This is a genomic window from Parachlamydia sp. AcF125 (assembly GCF_018342475.1).
Classification (GTDB): domain Bacteria; phylum Chlamydiota; class Chlamydiia; order Chlamydiales; family Parachlamydiaceae; genus Parachlamydia.
In genome coordinates this window covers 24,162-44,761 of sequence record NZ_JAEMUD010000003.1, presented here as the reverse complement: position 1 = coordinate 44,761, position 20,600 = coordinate 24,162, and the positions used below count along the sequence as shown (strand labels likewise).

The following is a 20,600-nucleotide window of genomic DNA, read 5'->3' as shown; positions in this document are numbered from 1 at the left end:
ATGACACCAGTGGATACTAAGCATTTATCATTAAATTTTACTAACTGTCCCATTCAATTGTTTAACACGGAAAGACGGGCCAAACAAACTTTAAATATAGAAAACGGGCAAATTAGGCTATATACCTGTGGGCCTACCGTTTATAATTTTGCCCATATAGGAAACTTTAGAACGTATGTTTTCGAAGATCTCTTGAGGAGGACTTTGAAATTTTTTGGTTTAAAAGTTAAGCAAGTCATGAATTTGACAGATGTGGACGATAAAACCATTAAAGGCGCCATTACAAAAGGGGTAACGCTCAATGCATTCACCCAACCCTATAAAGAGGCCTTTTTTCAGGATTTAGCAACTTTACATATCGAGCCTGCGGAAGTTTATCCAGCCGCCACTGATTATATTCAGCCCATGATCGAAATGATACAAAAGCTGATTGAGAAAGGATTTGCCTATAAAGGGCAAGATGGCAGCATTTATTATGCGATCCACAAATTTCCTCGCTATGGGTGCTTGTCCCATCTAAAATTGGATGAGTTAAAAGTGGGGGCATCAGAGCGTGTGGCGGCAGATGAATATGATAAGGAAAATATTTCAGATTTTGTTTTGTGGAAAAATTATGATTCGGTGAGAGACGGGCAAATTTATTGGGAAAGCCCATTTGGTCCTGGGCGTCCAGGATGGCATTTAGAATGCTCAGCTATGGCTATGCAATTATTAGGGGATACAATCGATATCCATGTGGGGGGAGTAGACAATATGTTTCCTCACCATGAAAACGAAATTGCGCAATCGGAAGCTTGCTCGGGACAAACCTTTGTCAAGCACTGGATGCACGCAGAGCACTTGGTTGTAGATGGCAAGAAAATGTCGAAAAGCTTGGGGAATTTCTATACGCTAAGGGATTTGTTAAAAAAAGGGTATGTAGGTGTAGAAGTACGTTACATGCTATTGCAAACGCATTACAAAACGCAGCTAAATTTTACTTTTGAAGGGCTGGATGCCGTGCGGCACAGCTTAAGGCGCGTGCAAGATTTCATTAGACGTATTCAAGAGATCAAAGGAACTAAAGATTCCGGGCTAGTCTCCCCAGTGGTAGAAAGCACGCTACATGCTTTTGCTAAAGCGTTAGCGGATGATCTCAATATTTCTGTGGCATTGGCAGCTTTATTTGAAATGATTCGGGAAGTCAACACATTGTGTGATAAGGGGCAGGTGGGGGAATCGGAAGCCGCGGAAATTTTGCTGCTTTTGCAGAAAATCAATCAAGTTTTAGCAATTTTCTCTTTTGAAACCCCCCTAGATCTCATTCCGCCAGAATTACAAGACGCGCTTGAGCAACGCAATCAAGCTCGACAAGCTAAGAATTGGCCTGAAGCGGACCGCTTGAGAGACTTTATCCAATCTCATGGATACATAATAGAAGATTCCGTAAAAGGAGCAAGGTTAAAAAAAATAAATAGGGTCGACTAAATGAGCCGAGCTAAAACAAAAGATGAACGCTTCATGATTGCGGTGTATGAAGAGGTACAAGAAGATTACGATCGAGAAGTGGATCGCTATGAGATGGGAAATAGGATTAGTTTACAAGCCCGCGGCGTAGACGCCATTTGCAATATGCTGATACAAGCGAATTTTCTTAAAAAAAGAAGCTCTTCGACCGTCTCCTTGACAGAGAATGGAAAAAACCTGGTCTTAAGAGTGCTTCAAGAATAAGAACGGAATGGTACCTTTTTTTGCTTATGGGCTTAAGAAAGAGTGTCCAACAGCTTAAGCTTGGCCGAAGGTCACCTATACCTTGCTAAAACAATAGGAAGCTATGGCGGGGATGAAACTCATAAAGCTCGCTCCTCTGGCTCTTTTGTCAGAAAAAGCCTTTCAAGAATTGTGCTCGGTTTGTTATATCCCAAAAATACCCCTGCCTAGATTGCATCGATGAACTTTGTGCTACAAGGTATGCATCTTAGGCGCTTTTTTAAAAATTGGCCTAAATTTGGCCTTGGCATAGGATAGTTTTTAAGAGGTAGATGACTTTAGTCGCTATAGGAGTTACTGAAGGCTTTAAAAATATGCTTTACACTTTGCCTGTTTGTTATCACTCTTTCGTTTGAATAAAGCCGCTGCAAAGGGCCCAAATTGCTAGAATAAGGTGGCTTTCCCATGCTTAGCTTACTTAAGAAATTAAAGCCTCTCAAGGCAGATAAATAATTACATTCCATTTAGATTGAAAATCTTTTAATCAGAGAGTGTGAAAATGCAATCAACCGCTCATCTTATTCCAAAAATCACTTTTCATTCCTTAACTTTACAACCTGTGGAAGAGAACTCCCAAAAAGTAAAACAGGTTGTAGAGCTATTTATACGCAACTTTAGTACGCGCGAAGCCCCTGATTGGGCGGTAACGAAAAGCTTACCTTTAATGTCCGACGAAGACAAAGGGCTTTTTTTGAAAACTTTTTCCTCAGTAGAGTTAAATAATCTGAGCACAAACCAAGCATCTTCTTCTTTCTTTCTAGTGGGCAGAGGAAAATACCATCGTGTCTGGGGCCATCCCCATTATCCTCATTTAGTGTTCAAGATAACCGATAGGGAAGATACCCGTAAACAAGAGCAAGGAGGGCGCAAGGTTTTATCCATCACCCAAAAAATCAAAAATTGCTGGGTTCAGGTTCCTAGAGCTACCTTTATGACTGCGGAGAAAGTTAGCATTTATGTAGAAGAGCGTCTTCCGCTAGGCTTAAATATAGTAGAACAAGAAGAATTCTGGGCGCGTATTCTCTCGCATTATCAATCTAATGCCGCTTCCGACAGATTTAAAACCAACCTTCACCATTTAGTTAATCAAATTCAATTATTAGTTGAAAAAGTGGGATTTTGGGATATTGGCTTTCACAATTTACCAGAAGTTCGCTTGGATGGGATGGGAGTATGTGGGACAGATTTTGGCAATCTTTGTGAAGATCCTTCTAACATAAGCGAGGGGATTGAACGGCTGGCTTATTTATTTCCCCTTCCTACCTTAGTGGAAAAACTTGACAAAAGATATTATCAAGCAATTTCAGTGCTATTTCAAAAACAATTAGAAGATTATGAAAGGAATAAGAGATGGTATCCTCATGGTGACCGCCTTCCTCCTGCTCCAAACTCTGATAAAATGATGGAAAAATTTCGTTTTATTATCCAAGAAAGAGCAGAAGAGTTAGAGGCCCTTCAGAAAGCTGTACAACATTACGATGCTAAGGGGTATCTACCAGCCAGTAAATTTGTATTAAAGGGAATGACAAGTTTAGCGGATGAAGAAAAGCAATTGGCAGAGCTGCTGCTAAAAGAGATAGCCGAGACCTTAGCGGAAAGTAAAGCCTATAGAGGAATAAGGCGCCACCGTTATTTGAATCTTCAACCCTCGATCTATATAAACGTTTACACTTATAGCCGCTTCATCAGTGTCTTGGAGCTTTTTAAGCAGCAGGGCCTAGTGGTGAGTTGGAGTGATGATTACAAATATCGATGGCACTTTGGCACAGACTTAAATTTGACCTGCCATAAAATTTACTTGGCCTAGCAAAATTTTGGACAAGGATGGTTACAGGCTATTCTGCTTAAAGCTAAGGCCTAACAGGATAGCTGTTAGCCCATCCTTATTTGAGAGCCTTTAGGGCTCATTTTCTTTTGCTGATAAGGCAAGGAGAACCCATGTCCAGCCCAGCAGTAAAATGTCGATTCCCACAAATAATCCGATCACCCATAGCCCTGATACAGGCCAATCCGCTAAAATTAAAATTCCCAAAATAAAAGTGATCAAGCCATTTAAGAAAACCCATCCCGACTGGGAAAAGCGAAGAAGGGTGGCATTGAACATTTTGACAAGCCCGTTAATCAAACTAAAGGCGGCAATTAAAAGAGTAAGTGCCATCGCACTGGCAGCTGGCCTAGCAAAACAAATAACGCCCGTTACGAGATATAAGATCCCGAGGGCGGCTGAAAGGAATAAGCCACTCCATTTTCTAGCCCAAAAGCTTTGAACAATTTGGAGAATTCCTGTACTCGTTAGGAGAGATCCCAGAATAAAAATTGAAAAAAGAGTTGTGAAAACGGAAAATCCAATAGCTGCGCTACCAAGAATAATGAGCAAAATGCCCACTGCCATAAAGCTGGCCCAATTTCGACGAATTTGATCAAATTGCTGAAATCTATAACCTACTCCATATTTTTCATCCATACCATCCCCCTTAGATGCTTTGATTATTCTTTTTTTATTTATAAATTAACTATTTTTTACAAGCTTAAAAATCTAGTTTTAATAATATGGCTTATGATTAGGCTAAAAAATTAATTTCCGAAAAGCTTTATTTAGCGCAAAATAAATTAGGTTTTAGCTTACGCTTACATTTGTTTTGGATTTTCAAGTTTACTTATTAAAGCTTACTCTATGGAGGCCTAAAAGGGCATTAATACACCCAAGCTGTAAATCGGCAGCTATCAAAACAGGGTGGTATTCATTATCGAGAAGAAAGCTGCAGGAATTTTAATAGGAATAGGGTCTGGCCTTACATTGAGGAAATGGTTGAAAGATTGCCAAAGAATTTGAGCGCTATAAGCTATGCGGAGGGGTGAAGTAGCTGATGGGTAAAGAAGTTATGCAGGGAGGAGGGGTCGTCATAAGAGCTTTGACTTGTTTCCCATTGAGCAGCGCAAGGGAGTTTAGGATACAGGAGGGAAAGCGGGCATGACAAGCGGCTAAATATTTATGAAGAATTGTCTGAAGGCTTACAAAACTCTCTAGTATAGAGTTAAATTTTGCGAATATTATAAAGTCATTTCTTAGGCATAACACCCGCCTGTTAAAGGACAAGCTATTAAAAAAGCTTGCTCTTTCTAAAATAAGCTAGCAAACCGTAGTGGGGAAAGGTTAGGTTTTTTATTTGGAAGTGCAATAGTAACAAAGCCTGACATGCTTAGGACTAACAGCTTGGAAAAATGATGGAAGAATAAAATAAAATATATTATAATACTTAACAGTAAATGAGCATGCAGCTAATTTTTTAACTTGATTAGGAATAATATGAAAACAAAATATATAGATTCAAAAATTTCTTCCAATTATTCAGCGCCCTCTTTTGTTCAGGGATTAAAGCATACTACAGAATACAAAGGAAAAAAATACACCTTGCTTGGAAGATCAGAAAAGACTTACCCCTTCAAACCTAGAATGTGGCTATTAGTCCGGACTTTTGCTAAAACGGTATTTTCTTTATTTTTTGCGCTTTTCTCTAAATCTATTAGGGATGACTGGAAGGTTTGTTGGACCGGAAAAAGAGCGGTAATCATTTATAACGACTCTTCCCATGCATCTACCAAACTTTTAGCAGAGCAAGGGTATGCGGCGGCCCAATATAATCTCGGTCGCATGTATGATAAGAGAGAGGTGGAGGAATCTGATAAAGAAGTTTGTGATAAAAAAGCGGTAGAATACTATCAGCTAGCAGCAAACCAAGGGCATGCGGCGGCTCAATATAAGCTCGGTCGCATGTATGCAATAGGGATAGGGGTACAGCGATCTGACGCGGAAGCTGTTAAGCATTTTCGCCTAGCTGCAGAGCAAAAGCATGCAGAAGCTCTGTATACTCTTGCTAATTGCTATGCATGGGGAGAGCTGGGGGTACCGAAATCCGCTAAGGACGCTGTCGACTGTTACCAACAAGCTGCAAGACAAGGGCATGCGGAAGCTTCGTATGTTCTCGCCCAATGCTATAAGTGGGGAGAGTTGGGTTTACCAAAATCCGATAAAGAAGCTGCTAACTACTACCAGCAAGCTGCAAAACAAGGTCATGGGGGCGCTGCATGTCATCTCGGACGCATGCATTTAGGAGGAAGAGGGGTACCGCAATCCGATAAAAAAGCTGCCGAATATTTCCAGCAAGCTGCAGACCAGGGGTATGCGGAAGCTGAGTATAATCTCGGCCTCTTATATGAACAAGGGAAAGGGGTACAAAAATCTGCAGCAAAAGCTGCCGAATATTTTCAACGAGCTGCAGATAGAAGGTATAAGGAGGCTATGGCTCACCTAGCACAGCGCTCTGATACAACTTCGTCTGCATGATGAAAAGAGAGAAGTGGCAGCATTTTGCGGCAGAAACTGTTAAGTATTACCCTAGCTAGTTTCATGGATGCACAGATGGCCCTCTACGGCTAGGCCTGCCAATCTCTCTCGGGCTGGGCTGGCCATTTATGAGGACGTCCCAAACCAGTAAGGGATCGCGATTCTTAGCTGCGCGATCCCTGCTTAGGCGATGAGATAAGTTGGGAATAAGGATCTAGCTTATACCTTTAAAGGCTCTGTAATTAAGGAGTCGCTTACGCGCCTTTACTGCCTTAACTTTTTAGGCTTTTTGAGGGCAGTCCCACTTATATCTGGCAATAGCGGGTATTCTCAAAAAAACTTCCGAGCGTCTCCTGCTTAGTCATTTCTTTGGAAAGCTCTAGCTGTAATCATATGGGCTACGTTACGGGAAGTAACCTGCTCCCCAAAGAAAATCCGGTTAGATCCTTGAGGAAGCATTTAGCGATTGCAAGAGTGGGAAGGGAATTTAGAAAATTCAAAGCTTTTATTTTGAACAAAAGCTAAATAAGAGATTTTCGAATTCTTTTTTTAAGGAGCATCCCTTGAATACGAGTAGAGTCCATTCCATGTCTTGTAGATCAAATTTTAAAGCATAGTATGCAGGTCTTAGCCAGAAAGCACCCTGTTTCCCAATAAATATAATAGGAATTAATAGGAAGGGGAGCCTTCTTGCTGTCAAATTCAATCCTAATATCTTTTGGATTTGCTTGAGTTAGGAAGTTTTGAGCGCCTTCAAACTGCTGGGTTTCGAATTCGTAGAAATAGATAGGAGCGGAAGAAGCAGCTGTATCTTCCATCTGTTGCTTTCTTGTTGCCTAGAAGTTTTTCTGATTTGATCTGTGATTAGGGCTTTTGCTTGAGCCAACACCAAATAGAAAAAATCGGCGCATGACATAAAGAAGGGCAGATGATCTTGCTCTTTCTTTTCAACCTCTTTGATTCACTCTATTTCAGTACCGGACACAGTTTTGGGTTTATTTGTAAATACTTATGGGAAAATCGTTAAAAAATAAGTTGATAATAAAGAGAGGGGTTGTATGATAAAATTAGGCCTAGCAGCTTGCTTGGATTGACTCTTGCTGCAAAGTTTGCTGACGTGTAAGTTCGCCAAAAATTTTAAAGATGATGTGATAAAATAAAGGATCCCAACCCCTCTTAAAGAGTCATAAATGAAAAATTTCTACCTAGTTATTCTTCTGTTTATTTTGGCAAGTTGTTCCTCAGAAAAAACAATTGTGCATGGAATTCGAGAACAAGATGCCAATGAAATTATTGTTTTCTTAAGCAGCAAAAACATTGAATCCACAAAGGTTCAAAGCACTGAGAGCAGCGGGTCTGGGCCTCAAAAAGTTGTTCTTTGGGATGTGGTTGTTCCAGCCAACAAAGCGATTGAGGCGATGGATTTTCTCGATCAAGAGGGGCTTCCAAGAAAACACCAAGAAAGTTTGCTCGATATTTTTGGTTCTTCAAGTCTTATGCCCTCCGAGATGCAAGAAAAAATTCGGTATCAAGCAGGCTTAGCCCAACAAATTGCCAACACCATTAAACAAATAGATGGGATCATTGACGCAAATGTGATGATTTCCTTTCCCCAAGAAAACCCCCTTACAGGAGAGACGACTGGATCTATCACTGCTTCTGTATATATCAAGCATAACGGAATTTTAGACGATCCCAACAGTCACTTAAGAACAAAAATTAAGGAGCTCGTGGCAGCAAGCGTTACAGGCCTAAAATATGAGAATGTCACGGTGATTGGTGAGCGTGCTGCTATTTCGGAACGCCCCTTTAGGACGGATGCAAGTAACCCCTTAGTTAATATATGGTCTATCAACCTGTCAAAAGAATCGGTATCCCGTTTTCGCTCGATTTTTTTCTCGTTTTTATTCTCAAATCTAATTCTTCTAACCTTTTTAATCGGGTTGATATGGAAACTATATCCTGTGCTAAAAAAATTCGGTTATCCAGATTTCTTATCTTTTAAACAGCTTGATATCAAGCAAAAAGAAAAGATAGAAGAAGAGGAAAAAGAAGCGATCAAAAACAAATAAGAAAACATGCAATCGTAGGGCTGAGGGAGCAAGAGGGGCATTTTGCCCAAGAAGAAGGGGGTTATCCCCCTGTACAAATTTTATTCAAAAAGGCAAAGGGGAAGTCTTTGCCTTTTTTATGGGGTTAGTGAGGCTTCATCCAAGGGAAATAGAGGACATCCCGGATAGAATGCTCGTTGGTTAAGAGCATGACAAGGCGATCAATCCCTATTCCAATGCCCCCTGTGGGTGGCATTCCCTGGTGAATGGCTTCAATGAACTCTTCATCCACCGGGCTTGCTTCTTCATCGCCCGAATCTCTCCGTTTGGCTTGTTCATCAAAAAGCTTTCTTTGAAGTTCAGGATCGTTAAGCTCAGAGTAGGCATTGCATATTTCCCCACCTAAAACAAAACTTTCAAATCTCTCAATCAATCCTTCTTCCCGCGCGTTTGAATCGCGGTGGGGTTTGCATAAAATGGCCGTTTCAATGGGGTGATCGGTGATGTGATGAGGCTGAATCAAATGATGCTCAACAAAAGCCTCAAACAAGGCGGCAATTAAAAGACCGCGCGAGAGAGGTGTAATTTTTTTAGGATCACATTTTCCGCTCGCTAAGAGCTGTTCGCGCATTTCCTGATCAGTCAGCGTGTCAGGATTGAGGCTAGCATATTCGATTAAGCTCTCTTTCATGGTCATTCTTTTCCAAGGAGCTTTGAAATCGATTTTAATAGGTTCTTGAGTTTCAGGCGAAAGAGCTGGCACTTCTGTTGTCCCGTATAAATGAAGCGCCATCTTTTCGAAAAGATTTTCACAGAAAACCATCATGTCTTTATAGTCCCAGTAAGAGGCATAGGCTTCGAGCAAGGTAAACTCAGGATTATGGCTGCGATCAATGCCTTCATTGCGGAACACTTTTCCAATTTCGTAGACCCGATCAATGCCTCCTACAATCAGTTTTTTTAAAGAAGGCTCTAAAGAAATGCGCATAAACATTTCTTGGTCAAGCGCATTCAGCTTAGTCAAGAACGGGCGAGCTTCTGCACCCCCGTACACGCTTTGAAGGATGGGGGTCTCCACTTCCGTAAAGTGGGCGTCGTCCAAAAATTTTCGCACAAAGCGTAAAATTTGCGTGCGCATGAGGAAGGTATTTTTAACGTGATCGTTAGAGATAAGGTCAAGCCATCGTTTTCGGTATCTTTGCTCTTTATCGCTTAAGCCTGCATGTTTATCAGGCAGGGGAAGGAGTGTCTTACAAAGCAGAGTCACCCTTTTGGCAAAAATAGTGAGTTCTCCCTTGTTTGTGTGAAAAAGATTGCCTTCGATGCCGATGATGTCGCCTAAGTCGATTTTCTTTTCGATCAATTTGAAAGCGCTTAAGGCCTCCTCCCCATGAGTTTTATAGCCTGCCACTTGAGTCAAATCGCGGTTGAACATGACTTGGATTCGCCCGGAGGCATCCTGAATGTGGCCAAAAGCATTCTTTCCCATGGCTCTAAATAAGATTAAGCGTCCAGCTATGGTGACATTGTGTGTAGATCCCGCGGCGGCATCATCGCTATGCCCAACTTCAGCTTGAGCATAAGCTTTTTGAAGCTTTTGGGCGGTATCCTGAGGTTTATAAGAAGCCGGATAAGGATCGATTCCTAGTTCTCGAATTTCTCCAAGCTTTCGTTTACGATTTTGATATTCTTCATGCTGGAGATATTCAGGGGTAATTGACATAATCTAACCAATATTCAACGAGTTTCTATGTTTCTAAGGGGGTTCAGAACCTTGGTAATTGTCGGTTTGGATAAAAACAAGGCGTCCATAAGCATAGAGGGTAGGCGCAATAATAGCAATCATATAGATGACCCGGTTGATCATAAAGCATTCCATTTGAGATGTAATTTTCTAAATGGCCTGCTAAATAGGAGAGGGTAGAGGAGGCTAGTCGAAAGGGATTTGCGCTAAAACATTTTTTCATGCTTGCAGCTTATTTCCCCGATCGTTTAATATTTTCGATTTAATAACTACATGAATCTGCACCGATAGCTCAATCGGATAGAGTACCCGGCTTCGAACCGGGTGGTTAGAGGTTCGACCCCTCTTCGGTGCGTTTTTTATCCCTGTTTTCCGTGACAGAAAAAATCTCCATCTTAGCTCATACAGCAGAATCCTTTTCGCATGCCATGGCTGAACGTTTAGGCAAAGGAAGGGTGCACGCTTCTTTGGTTTATCAAGAGTTTTTCCGCTTAGGCCGCTTAACTGCGGCAAGCCCTGCGTTTAAAAACGCTCAAGGTATCCGTGCAGCTATTTTAGAAAACGTGGATGTTTCGCTGCTCTCTTTAGGAGAGAAAAAAGAAGAGGGCAAAACAGGAAAGTTCTTGGCAAAAACTCACGATGGTTTAGAGGTTGAGTTTGTTCAAATCCCTATGCAGTCTGGAGGGACGCTGTGTATTTCCTCCCAGGTAGGTTGTCGAATGGGGTGCGCGTTTTGCGAAACTGGCAAAATGGGGCTTTTACGCCACTTAACAACCGAAGAGATTGTTTCTCAGGTCTACCTTGCTAGGCATCACAATCAGTTTTCCTTCCGAAACCTTGTTTTCATGGGCATGGGTGAGCCATTGGATAACTATGAAGCAGTTATGCAGGCTGTCCGCGTGTTTAACGATTCCAAAGGGTTTGGATTTGGGAGAAGACGCATGACCATTTCAACCAGTGGGTGTGTGGAAGGGATTGATAAACTGGCCAATCAGGGAGGACAAGCTCCTAATTTGGCGGTTTCGATTAACGCCCCCTCCGATGAATTGCGCAATCGGCTCATGCCAGTCAATCGTCAGTATGATCTTAAAACCTTATATGAAGCGATGCACAGATATTGTGCCAAAACGGGTCGGCAGATTTTAATTGCTTATGTGCTTTTGCGGGGACAAAATGATCAAATGGAACATGCCGTACAATTGGCTGAGTATTTGAAAGGATTAAATGTTAAAATTAATTTAATTCCTTATAATCCCCAAAGTCGCGATCGATTTCAAGCACCCGAAGTAAAAACCATCGAAGCTTTTACGCAGTGTTTGCGCCAACATGGCTATTATACTTTGCTTCGTTTGACCAAAGGGCAAGATATCATGGCCGCCTGTGGCCAATTGGGCAACTTAAAGCTCCGTAAGCAACTCTTTGAAAATCAAAGAGATTCACTCATCACCCTTCCTGCAAACTCTTGCTAAGCCTCCATTTTTAAACAAAAAACTTCTTCCTTTTCAATATTTGCTTTAAGCGGTAGACTTTGGATAAAGAGAGTTAACTCGCACTTTAAGCTTTTTAACAGGAAAATCCAAAGTAGAGGTGGCCTATGAATCGCAGCAATATGAATACAGATGAATCCGTACTGCCATACAACATTACCGTGACAGGTCGGCATGTCCTCGTAACTGAGGCGATGAAAAACTATGCGATTGGAAAAATCTCTAAAATTGATCGCTTCAGCCACAGAATTATTGATGTGGTGATCACCATGGACATCCAAAGACAAGAACAGCGTGTGGACATCGTTTTAAAAGTGGACCATCTTAAAATCAAGAGCCATGCGGCTACCGATGACATGTATGCTTCCATTGACATGGCAGTGGATAAGCTTGAAAAACAGCTCTTGAAATACAGAAGCCGTATTAAAGACCACCAAGCTAAAAAGCTTGCCATTGTCGACATGAATGTCAACGTTTACCAAGCTCCGTCTCAAACAGAACTAGCCGAAGTTAATGAACAAATTGAAGATGAGAGCCAACGCCGTTTAGAAGAAAGTTATAAACCTCACACGATTATCAGCAAAGAAACCTTGCCGTTAAAAATTCTTACGCATAACGAGGCCATTATGAAAATGGAATTGTCGGGCGATGCATTTTTAATCTTCCGCTCAGAGAATGATATGAAACTGAAAGTCATTTATCGCAAGAGCGATCAAAATTACGGGATCATTGAACCAGAAGCTTAAAGTTAATGACAGCGGAAAAAATTTATTGCCCCATTCGTCAAGAATGGGTGATAGCCCTACCTGAAGAATATGTGAGGCAATCGTTAATCACTAAGATGGTTAGCCAATTAGGATTTCCTTCCGGATTGATGGGAGTAGAAAGAGAGCTAAGTCTTATGCCCCATCTTTCCCAAGTGAAAGCCATTCCTGCAAGAAGAGCGGATATTGTGTGTTTTGCTCAAGGAATCCATCCGCAGCATGCTTTGTATCCTTTATTAGTGATTGAGTGTAAGGCGGTAAATTTAACCTCGAAAGTGATTAATCAAGTGGTAGGCTACAACCATTTTTTAGGAGCTTATTTTATCGCTTTAGCTAACCAACGAGAGTTTAAACTTGGATGGCGAGATGTTTTAAAAAAAGAATATACTTTTATCGATTTTCTCCCTCCTTTTCAAGAGCTGCTGAAGGTGTGCCAAGGGCGGGGTTAATTCACTAAGTAAATAAGATTTTGTTCGATCCGTATAGAAATTTTGCGCGTGGTGTTACCTTGCATATTATCGCAATAACCTGATTGAATATTAAATTGCCAACCATGCCAGGGGCAAGTTACAGTTTCCTGCTCAATACAGCCTTCCCCTAGAGGTCCTCCCATGTGGGGGCAGGCATTGTTAAGCGCAAAAATTTCCCCCTTCAATTTGAACAAGGCAATGCACAATCCTTCTGGCCCCTCAACAATGATTGACTTACCTTCAGGGATATCAGAGACTAAAGCTAATTTAACGCCGCCTTGATTTTCTTTTTTTTTCATGATTTAAAACTCTTTAGATAATACTTGAAATTTAGGGCTTTATTAGCCTTTTGTTGTTTTCCTTATAAATAGCGGTTTGCTTTCTCCAAAGAAAATCCTGCTATGATGCTAGACCGCCATAAACCAAGCCCAAAAAGAGCAATAAAGCAAGGTTGTAATCCTATTGGTCATAGTTTGGTGAAAATCATACCAGCAATCCGATTAGGCTGCATTACCTTTGTTTGGAATAGTTTTTTTACTCACATTTAAATTTTTCTTTCTCCCCAACTATTTTTAGTGATGAAACCAGCTTAAGAAGCCCTAGGGTGTAAGGAATTTATGGAAACATTTGATTCAATACTCGAGGCTGCTTCTTTTTCCACAGAAATCCCTTTACCTCTTTCTCGCCTTAGCTTAGAACCCAAGCTTTGCTCAAAGCTTTAAAAATTACGCGCTAAGCCGCTGCGAAGCTAAGCTCAAACAACTTAGCTTACACCCTTACTCTAGGACGCCTTGCCTTCCTTACCCTCTTTCAAGAGAAAATAGCAAAAAAAGAACAGGTAGAAGAAAGCTTAGTCAAACAGGCTTGCAAACTTCTTTTAAAAAGGGCAAGGCCTACAAGAAGCTTAGAGCGTTATTCCCTGAAAAACAGGGGTAAGCTATGAAGGATTTAGTCTGTGGGAAGAATCCAGTTGAGGCTTTTTATAAACAACAAGACTAGAGAAATAAAGAAGGCGCATAAGAGGAGGGACAAAAGAGGGGGAAAACTTTAGGTATGAGCTTTCTACCTGTGATGCTTGGTTGAGATGCTGTTTTAGAGGTTGCGGAATTGCGATGATTGCCTGCCGAGGGCTTATCAGTAGAGGGCATAATAATTCTCCTTTAAAACAATTTAATAAATTTTTGCGAATTTGTCCTTGATGTTTAAGAACTTACATGAGAGCTTTTTTTAAAGCTAAGCTGCTTAGCTACCACAGGATAAAACTTAAGCTTACATAACTAGGCATTTTTTCTTTATCTTCCCGGAAACGCTTTAAAAAATGCTGTATTTTTTGAATGCCAGCGCGTTTTTCCCTAGAATATAATTTTCTATCTATCTTTAAGGCGTTCTCATAACGATTTACCCCATAGAAATTCTTCAGCTCTCTGAAGTCTAAAAGATAAAAGGAAATCTTTCTGATTTAGCCCTCTTTTTTATTATTTTCGAGTGGAGAAAAGAGGGGTTGGTATAAAAGAGGAGAGCTTAATTAAAATCCATGATCTCCACCCACTATCCCAGAGAGAGATTCGGTAAAATAGTAGGTTGTTGTGTAGGGATTTGTGGATTGCACGGTGAGCCAGCCAATCTGGCTTCCAAAAAAAGCTTTTAGATCAAGGTGCTTACTTAGTTCTAACGTTAAAAATCCATTTGCAGGAAGGTCTAAATGCCAGACAAGCGTTTCTGCGTCCTGTTCTCGAAAAAATGTTAAAGTTAGCTTAGCAGGCTGCTGGTATTCCCTTTGAGGAGAAGAGTTCATAATCCACACTGTAGGGTGTGGTTGATCTGCCAGAAAAGGTAACCATTTAAAGGTACTTGTTTTACCTTCATAAGCAGGATTGAAAGGTTGAAGATTGACGCATACGTTGCAAGGAAGCTGCTTTTGAGCCGAACCCATATCTAGCCCAATTTTTATACGTGAAGGAAGGGGATGAGGGTGTATCTCATTTGCAATCAATCTAGCAGCCAGATTTTCTTTGAACGGAATATCAAGTTCTTCACATAGCTCTTTAAGGCAGATTTGAATGAGTTTAGAAGAAGGCGATACTACCTCTTTCGCGGGGGTTTTAACTCCCAATAATTGGCCCGTTTCATCATAAATTTCGATGCTCACAGAAAAACGGGTAGGGGAATAAATGGGATAAAAATACACATTAGTAAAGTGCACTTTGTCAATACATACTGGAATCATTAAAGAAGCGGGATGCCATCCAGACTTAGGTGAAAACCAATAATCTGTTTTGGAGGTCGCTTTTTCACAATCGTAATAAGTGTGAGTAGTAGTTAGAGCTTGAAAACGATGATTCCAATTTCCGGCTACGAGCCTTGGAAAAGCCCAATTTACTTTGAAAGAAATCTTAGCTGTGCCTACCTGACCTTTTAAAAAGGCTTTTAAATCGCACAGGCGAGCGGGAAAACAGAAGATTGTTTGATAAGGTGCTAAAGAGCCCAGCTCTAATGTATGCGTTAAGATTTCTTGATCGCAGTTGTAAAATTCCATCGTGATAGGGGTATTTTCGCAAGCTGTAGCCCCATTGATGAGGGTAAAAAAAGGTTCTTGGTTCTCTGAAGCATAAATATTAAAGCCTGATTCGGGCACAGCTGTTTGGGTGTTAGCTCGCAAATCGTCAAAATCATTGTAAATTCTCTGAGCAGTATGCACAGCGCTGCTGAACTGGGGGCCATAGTAATTAACCACGACGGCAGGGTAAGGGAAAAAGAGGTTTTGGGAAGAAAAAAACTCAATCTCAAGGCTGCCTTTGAAATCCTGGGTGGAGGAGAACCCTGCTAATTGCAACTGCTCTTCTAATTCGATCCGGTAAGTTTTAGGTTCGCTAATAGAAAGGGTTGAACGGAAAAGGATCGCTCCTTCGGTAGAGCGCAAGGTGAGGACGCAAGCGATTTCTTTGATATTTCGCTTTAAAATCCAGTAGCCCATAAACAACAGGCGGGAAGAAATCCCTTCGGCTTGTATGACCGGGAAAATAGCTGACGAACGATAAACGGGTTTTGAAGCGATCGCATTTTGAGTGGCTGGTTTGGCCTGTTCAAGGTGGGCATAATAGCTGCGCATGTGTTTTTTACCCTTTTTTCTTTGATGGTATCCCTTTTCACAGCGAAATGCAATTTTTAGATCTTATTTTTGACTTTATTTTTCTTCGTGAGGTAAAGCAGGTAATGCCTTTCTAGAGAAAGGTTAATAACAAAAATTTAGGATTATTTATGAATGATTATACCGCTATTTCCTCCCCGATTCCGACACGTTCTTTCCCTTATCGAGAAATGAAAAGTCCTACTGATGAAAAGAAAAAAAGAGGGGTAGACTCTCCGCTAGATGAAAAAGGGGGGAGATTTCGACCCCTCAGCGTCCACTTTGCAAAACCAAAAAGAGAGGAAGAGCTGCCGTTAGAAGAAAAAATGAGAACCACGCATATATTTAAAACACGGAGCGCACGCTTCTCAAATAAGAAAGAGAAGGAAAACGCAAACCCGCCGTTAGCGAAAAGCCAATCCAGCCGCACTCTGTATGCAATGAGTGAAAAGGTAAAAGCAGAAAAAGACCCTCGTTTAGCTAAGATAAGACCGAGAAGTGTTTACCTTTGTGGGAAGGAAAAAAAAGAGGAAGAGCCCCTTTTGAATAAACAAACAAAGGAAGAGGAGCTTCTTCTTTTAGCTAAGGGTAGTTTTAGAGAAAAATTTAGAGCGCTTAGTGCGCGGACTTTAGGTGAAAAAATAAAGGAAGCGGAAGATCCACTTTTGGAGGAAATTAGAGCTACGAAAGAATTCAGGAGGTTTAATGAGCTATGCTTGAGGGAAAAAGTCAAGCGGTTGGACGAAGTTAAGAAAAAGGAGAAGACACTCAAGCCAACCTGGAGAACTGCTAATCTTGATATAGCGATGGGAGTGTCTCCCCGAAAAACGCATAAAAAGCTGGCGGAGACTTATGGCGGAATCCTTTTAATGCGAGCTCGTGCAGATCGCAATAATTAAAATATTTGATAAGAATTTTTCACGCCCCGCTAGCTTGTTTGTCAATGTTTTTGTGACTATGCATGGTTAGCAAAGAATAACAAAAAAAATTACAACAAGCAGCAGCGGGGTTTGAGGGGCCAATAGAATCAGGCCTTCCACTTCTTCATTCCTCCCCCAAAGCAAATAAGCTTCGGGTTTTTCTAGAAAACAGAGTAAATTTCTTGGGCCATTATCCGTTTAAAAATAGGTATGAATGGTCAGTAGCTCAAATTTTGCAAAGTTTTAATGAGCGAGAATGTGCAAAAAATCTCTGCACCTTCCCTCTCTCCTTTAAACAAAAAGTTCATTTGCCTGATCCCAATCGGTTGATAATGAGCGTGTTTGCAAATATAAAAGGGGTTTGATATGGTGGCGTTAAATATTTAATTGACCCTTAAACCTCTACTGCTGGTTTTGCATGAAAAAAGGAAACCCTCTCAATAAGATGTTAGAGCAATTCAACCAATTATGGGAGTTGGTTGAAGTGATGAAGACCAAGAAGCTCGCCGATGAGTTCCCGGCTGATGTAGAAGAGCAGTTAGAAAGGCTTGAAGAAGGGGTTCAGCTTTACAAGAAGCTCAACACGCAAGCTTTCAATGCCGCTGGAGTTACGGAAGAAAATCTCCAAGCTATGCAAAAAAATTTCCTTCCTTCTAATCCACAAGAAGCACTCATGCTTGAGCGTGCAAAAAAGCTGCGCAAGACTGTCGAAGAGATGGGCAGATCCTACGAGATTGCCTACCACATTGCAAAAAGGCGTGAAGAAATCTACGGTAAAAAACAAGGAGCTAAAAATATCGCTAAAGCTCGCAAAAAAAAATTCAAACGCCTTGGCGGTGATAAAGATTGGGTTCCACTTTAACAAAAGGTAAAAAGTCAATGACAACGCGCGATCATATTTTTCAAAAAAACCTCGAAAGGTGGGCAAAGTTTTCTCCTGAGAAGGCACAACATTTAAAAGCCTATACACATCGTTCCCTCTCGATGGTGACTAATCCGAACCAAGAATTAAATCTCCTTTTTCCGGAAGGAGGGAAAATGGTTCCTCTTCATTCTCCCGTGAATGCAAGCGAGGAAGCCGCGGAATGGTTTAAGTCTTTAGAATTAGAGGATGAAACCGTTTTATACGTTTATGGAGTGGGGTTAGGGTATTATTACCTAGCTGCCCGAGAATGGCTTAGACAAAATGAGCAGCATTACCTTATTTTTTTTGAAGACAATTTAGAGATTTTGCGCCGCCTACTCGAAACCGATATAGGGACTCAACTGCTTAGCGACAAGCAAGTCTTTCTTCTGCATTTTGATCGGGTGGACAACGAAGATGAAGAAATCGATCAGTTATTCACCACTCTTTCTTTTCTGGAATATAAAATTTCTGCCCTAACAAGCTACGCTTCCGAGCGGAAATCGATTTATCAACAACTTAAGGCAAAAATTAGGTACTACCTCAACTTTAAAGAATGCAGTGCCATTGAATATATGAATTTCGGCCAATCTTTCTTCCGAAATTTTTATAAAAACATTTTATCCCTTCCTGATTCCCATTTAGGGAACGGACTTTTTGATCAATTTAAAGGGGTCCCAGCGATTATTTGTGGAGCAGGCCCTTCTTTGGAAAAAAATCGAGGCATGCTTGCCGAATTAAAAGATAAAGCCGTTATCTTTGCAGGAGGAACTGCGGTTAACGTGTTGAATGCTGAAGGGATTCTCCCCCATTTTGGAGTGCAGATCGACCCCAATTGGTATCAAATGACGCGCCTTATTATGAATCAATGTTATGAAGTTCCTTTTTTCTATCGCAATCGTTTTTACCATAACGCCTTTAGCTTGATTCATGGAGAACGACTCTACGTGACGGGGAGCGGTGGATATGATATTGCAAAGTGGTTTGAAAAAAATTTGGGCATTGAAGAAACAACGGATGTTTCTGAAGGGCACAATGTGGTGAATTTTAGCTTGGCTATTGCGGCCGCCCTAGGTTGTAACCCGATTATTTTAGTGGGGGTGGATTTAGCTTACACAGACGATAAATCCTATGCGAGCGGGGTTATGAGCCATCCTCTGCACGATCGAAAGCAACACTTTCAGACCAAAAATAGTCAAGAAGAGCTTATGCTAAAAGAGGATATTTATGGGCAACCTATTCATACCCTATGGAAATGGGTGGCAGAATCGGTGTGGTTTGCAAGATTTAGCTTAAGTCATCCCGACATTACGTTGATTAACGCCACAGAGGGGGGGCTTGGAATGCCAGGCATTCCCAATAAGACTTTAAAAGAGGTAGCTGAAGAGTATCTAAAAAATCAATACGATCTTTCGAATTGGATTCAAGGAGAAATTCAAGAACACCCTCTGCCCCCTACGGTGACGCGTGAGAATATTGAAAAAGTGATGAATGAAATGCTTGAAAGTTTGGAGAAATGCCTGACCTATTGCCAAGATTTAAGTTTAGAATTTAACAGCCAAGCAGAAAAAATCAAAAACAATCAAGAAACCAATTTAGATGTCACCGATGAGAAAATGATAGCTCTTCTTCAAGCTTTAAATGAAGAGCCCGGTTATGTGCATTTATTGCGCGTATTTAGTGATATGTACTTGCAAGCTTTCGCTAAAAAAGTTGAGCTGATACGGGTGCAGAGCGAAGAAGATGAGCGAAAAGCCAATTTGAAGAAAGCCGATCTTAATACGATGCGCTATCAATTTTTAGCGGAAACTGCTCGGGTGAATATTTCGTTAATTAAACGCGCTTTTCAAAGAATTTTAAAAAATTCTGCAAGAACGATTAAAGAGCCTGAAAAGCTTGCTTCAAGAGAGGGCGTGCCAGGTGAAATTTATGCGTTTGAAAAAGGGATGATTAAGATCGTCGATCCAGAATTAAATTTAAGTATTGAAGAAAAATTGCCTGAAGGCGGTTTCCAAACTCAACAGATGGCCTATCCAAATGGACAGCTGAAAAAAGAATGGACATGGAAAGACCACCTGTTGGAGGGGCCTTCCTCTTTCTATAGTGAAACAGGGGATTTGCTTGGAAGAGATTGGTATGTGCATGGCAAGAAACAGGGAAAATCGCACTGGTACTATGCCTCAGGAGCTGTGCGCAGTATTCAGCGTTTTAAAGATGGGTTAGAACATGGCCGCCAAGAATATTTTTATCCTAATGGGCAACTTAAAACGCATTTAGACTACCAGCACGGAAAATTACACGGAGACGTGAAGCTTTATTTTTCAAATGGGCAACTCAAGCGAGAATTGCATTATCAGGATGGCAAACGAAACGGAGCCGAAAAAATGTGGGGCCCCGATGGAAAGTTGCTCATGGAAGCCTATTTTCAAAATGACCGAGCTGTAGGCATTTCCCGAGAATGGCGAGAAGACGGGCAGCTTTCAAAAGAGTACGCCTATGATGAGCATTCTAAAAAGATTTATGGCAAGCAATGGGATCGCAAAGGAGTGGAAATTGCGACTCAAAAGCTGAATCGCTCCGACTATTTTGATCAAGTTGCTTTACAGACTGACGTTTTAACCCATTCTTTAGAAAATGTTTTGCAACAGCTCAATCAAGTAGTTCCCCTTGTTTCTAAAGACACCACACTTGGATTAAAAAATGACAATACGCAAGACATCCAAAGCGAACTTTCCCTTATCCAAAAAGAAATGGAACACTTAAAGAAATTGGGACAAAATGTGCTGATCGAATCAGGAGTTCAGGCGGGGGAAGAAAAAGAACAAATTTGGAAAACGCCTTCTTCCAAAAAAGAAGTGGAAAAAATGTTAGGGGAGGCTACCGCAAGAATGGGCGATGAGCTAGGCGAGTTAATGCATCTTCTCCATGAGACCACCTCTCTGATTGCCAATAAGTTTAAAGAAGCGGTTGGCAAGAAAAATAGTTAGAATCAAAATAACCCTCCGAAAGTCTTCCCACATAAGTTGCTAGCTTGGCAAT

Annotated in this window: 17 protein-coding genes and 1 tRNA gene; 12 read left to right on the top strand and 6 right to left on the bottom strand. The window is 41.1% G+C overall.

Translation table 11 applies throughout. The features are described 5' to 3' along the window. From cysS to PARA125_RS06435, 3 genes are all read left to right on the top strand, one after another. On the top strand, positions 1-1,467 hold the full coding sequence (gene cysS, locus PARA125_RS06445) for a cysteine--tRNA ligase (RefSeq protein ID WP_213157956.1): 1,467 nt from the start codon (positions 1-3) through the stop codon (positions 1,465-1,467). Then, positions 1,468-1,710, top strand: coding sequence for a hypothetical protein (locus tag PARA125_RS06440; RefSeq protein ID WP_213157954.1), 243 nt, complete (start codon positions 1,468-1,470; stop codon positions 1,708-1,710). Positions 1,711-2,248: 538 nt separating this feature from the next. Next, positions 2,249-3,556: a hypothetical protein gene (locus PARA125_RS06435; RefSeq protein WP_213157953.1), complete on the top strand. Its 1,308-nt coding sequence runs from the start codon at positions 2,249-2,251 to the stop codon at positions 3,554-3,556. A 90-nt stretch (positions 3,557-3,646) separates the two neighbouring features. On the opposite strand, the gene PARA125_RS06430 is transcribed toward PARA125_RS06435, so the two are convergent. Beyond that, a complete protein-coding gene (locus PARA125_RS06430) occupies positions 3,647-4,213 on the bottom strand; it encodes an HdeD family acid-resistance protein (protein ID WP_213157951.1) in 567 nt (188 codons plus the stop codon). Between the two features lie 843 nt (positions 4,214-5,056). Here PARA125_RS06430 and PARA125_RS06425 point away from each other — a divergent pair. Beyond that, a complete protein-coding gene (locus PARA125_RS06425; protein WP_213157950.1) occupies positions 5,057-6,094 on the top strand; it encodes a tetratricopeptide repeat protein in 1,038 nt (345 codons plus the stop codon). A 599-nt stretch (positions 6,095-6,693) separates the two neighbouring features. Here PARA125_RS06425 and PARA125_RS06420 read toward each other — a convergent pair. Then, entirely contained in the window at positions 6,694-6,912 is a 219-nt protein-coding gene (locus tag PARA125_RS06420; protein WP_213157948.1) for a hypothetical protein, read from the bottom strand. Positions 6,913-7,284: 372 nt separating this feature from the next. Between PARA125_RS06420 and sctJ the strand changes: the two genes are divergently transcribed. Beyond that, positions 7,285-8,166 carry a type III secretion system inner membrane ring lipoprotein SctJ gene (gene sctJ, locus PARA125_RS06415; protein WP_213157947.1) on the top strand — a complete coding sequence of 294 codons (882 nt, stop codon included), beginning with the start codon at positions 7,285-7,287 and terminating at the stop codon, positions 8,164-8,166. A gap of 124 nt (positions 8,167-8,290) precedes the next feature. Here sctJ and lysS read toward each other — a convergent pair whose 3' ends face one another. Beyond that, complete coding sequence (gene lysS / locus PARA125_RS06410; RefSeq protein ID WP_213157946.1) at positions 8,291-9,868, bottom strand: lysine--tRNA ligase; 1,578 nt, start codon at positions 9,866-9,868, stop codon at positions 8,291-8,293. A 302-nt stretch (positions 9,869-10,170) separates the two neighbouring features. On the opposite strand from lysS, the gene PARA125_RS06405 reads away from it, so the two are divergent. The 4 genes from PARA125_RS06405 (at position 10,171) to PARA125_RS06390 (ending at position 12,589) form a co-directional block, all read left to right on the top strand. Beyond that, a tRNA-Arg gene (locus tag PARA125_RS06405) sits at positions 10,171-10,244 on the top strand. Continuing rightward, positions 10,240-11,358: a dual-specificity RNA methyltransferase RlmN gene (gene rlmN, locus PARA125_RS06400; RefSeq protein ID WP_349305693.1), complete on the top strand. Its 1,119-nt coding sequence runs from the start codon at positions 10,240-10,242 to the stop codon at positions 11,356-11,358. Before PARA125_RS06405 ends, rlmN begins: the two co-directional genes overlap by 5 nt. A gap of 125 nt (positions 11,359-11,483) precedes the next feature. Continuing rightward, positions 11,484-12,122 carry a ribosome hibernation-promoting factor, HPF/YfiA family gene (hpf, locus tag PARA125_RS06395; RefSeq protein WP_213157945.1) on the top strand — a complete coding sequence of 213 codons (639 nt, stop codon included), beginning with the start codon at positions 11,484-11,486 and terminating at the stop codon, positions 12,120-12,122. Between the two features lie 5 nt (positions 12,123-12,127). Then, positions 12,128-12,589: a type I restriction enzyme HsdR N-terminal domain-containing protein gene (locus PARA125_RS06390; RefSeq protein WP_213157944.1), complete on the top strand. Its 462-nt coding sequence runs from the start codon at positions 12,128-12,130 to the stop codon at positions 12,587-12,589. Here PARA125_RS06390 and PARA125_RS06385 read toward each other — a convergent pair. The 3 genes from PARA125_RS06385 to PARA125_RS06375 all read right to left on the bottom strand — a co-directional run bounded on the left by PARA125_RS06385 (position 12,586) and on the right by PARA125_RS06375 (position 15,719). After that, positions 12,586-12,909 carry a Rieske (2Fe-2S) protein gene (locus PARA125_RS06385; protein ID WP_213157942.1) on the bottom strand — a complete coding sequence of 108 codons (324 nt, stop codon included), beginning with the start codon at positions 12,907-12,909 and terminating at the stop codon, positions 12,586-12,588. The two genes, PARA125_RS06390 and PARA125_RS06385, sit on opposite strands and share 4 nt — an antisense overlap. Before the next feature lie 696 nt (positions 12,910-13,605). Further along, positions 13,606-13,758, bottom strand: coding sequence for a hypothetical protein (locus PARA125_RS06380; protein WP_213157940.1), 153 nt, complete (start codon positions 13,756-13,758; stop codon positions 13,606-13,608). Positions 13,759-14,135: 377 nt separating this feature from the next. After that, entirely contained in the window at positions 14,136-15,719 is a 1,584-nt protein-coding gene (locus PARA125_RS06375; RefSeq protein ID WP_213157938.1) for a hypothetical protein, read from the bottom strand. Between the two features lie 149 nt (positions 15,720-15,868). On the opposite strand from PARA125_RS06375, the gene PARA125_RS06370 reads away from it, so the two are divergent. The 3 genes from PARA125_RS06370 to PARA125_RS06360 all read left to right on the top strand — a co-directional run bounded on the left by PARA125_RS06370 (position 15,869) and on the right by PARA125_RS06360 (position 20,548). Next, positions 15,869-16,636: a hypothetical protein gene (locus tag PARA125_RS06370; RefSeq protein WP_213157936.1), complete on the top strand. Its 768-nt coding sequence runs from the start codon at positions 15,869-15,871 to the stop codon at positions 16,634-16,636. 439 nt (positions 16,637-17,075) lie between these two features. Continuing rightward, a complete protein-coding gene (locus PARA125_RS06365; protein ID WP_213157934.1) occupies positions 17,076-17,519 on the top strand; it encodes a hypothetical protein in 444 nt (147 codons plus the stop codon). A 17-nt stretch (positions 17,520-17,536) separates the two neighbouring features. Next, positions 17,537-20,548: a 6-hydroxymethylpterin diphosphokinase MptE-like protein gene (locus PARA125_RS06360; RefSeq protein ID WP_213157932.1), complete on the top strand. Its 3,012-nt coding sequence runs from the start codon at positions 17,537-17,539 to the stop codon at positions 20,546-20,548. Positions 20,549-20,600 lie beyond the last annotated feature (52 nt).

Bases quoted from the DNA above. Each gene is read 5' to 3' on its own strand.
- PARA125_RS06380 (WP_213157940.1), bottom strand. From the start codon at position 13,758: ATGCCCTCTACTGATAAGCCCTCGGCAGGCAATCATCGCAATTCCGCA.
- PARA125_RS06370 (WP_213157936.1), top strand. From the start codon at position 15,869: ATGAATGATTATACCGCTATTTCCTCCCCGATTCCGACACGTTCTTTC.
- PARA125_RS06430 (WP_213157951.1), bottom strand. From the start codon at position 4,213: ATGGATGAAAAATATGGAGTAGGTTATAGATTTCAGCAATTTGATCAA.
- lysS (WP_213157946.1), bottom strand. From the start codon at position 9,868: ATGTCAATTACCCCTGAATATCTCCAGCATGAAGAATATCAAAATCGT.
- hpf (WP_213157945.1), top strand. From the start codon at position 11,484: ATGAATCGCAGCAATATGAATACAGATGAATCCGTACTGCCATACAAC.
- PARA125_RS06435 (WP_213157953.1), top strand. From the start codon at position 2,249: ATGCAATCAACCGCTCATCTTATTCCAAAAATCACTTTTCATTCCTTA.
- PARA125_RS06390 (WP_213157944.1), top strand. From the start codon at position 12,128: ATGACAGCGGAAAAAATTTATTGCCCCATTCGTCAAGAATGGGTGATA.
- PARA125_RS06440 (WP_213157954.1), top strand. From the start codon at position 1,468: ATGAGCCGAGCTAAAACAAAAGATGAACGCTTCATGATTGCGGTGTAT.
- PARA125_RS06385 (WP_213157942.1), bottom strand. From the start codon at position 12,909: ATGAAAAAAAAAGAAAATCAAGGCGGCGTTAAATTAGCTTTAGTCTCT.
- sctJ (WP_213157947.1), top strand. From the start codon at position 7,285: ATGAAAAATTTCTACCTAGTTATTCTTCTGTTTATTTTGGCAAGTTGT.
- cysS (WP_213157956.1), top strand. From the start codon at position 1: ATGACACCAGTGGATACTAAGCATTTATCATTAAATTTTACTAACTGT.
- PARA125_RS06420 (WP_213157948.1), bottom strand. From the start codon at position 6,912: ATGGAAGATACAGCTGCTTCTTCCGCTCCTATCTATTTCTACGAATTC.
- PARA125_RS06375 (WP_213157938.1), bottom strand. From the start codon at position 15,719: ATGCGCAGCTATTATGCCCACCTTGAACAGGCCAAACCAGCCACTCAA.
- PARA125_RS06425 (WP_213157950.1), top strand. From the start codon at position 5,057: ATGAAAACAAAATATATAGATTCAAAAATTTCTTCCAATTATTCAGCG.
- PARA125_RS06365 (WP_213157934.1), top strand. From the start codon at position 17,076: ATGAAAAAAGGAAACCCTCTCAATAAGATGTTAGAGCAATTCAACCAA.
- PARA125_RS06360 (WP_213157932.1), top strand. From the start codon at position 17,537: ATGACAACGCGCGATCATATTTTTCAAAAAAACCTCGAAAGGTGGGCA.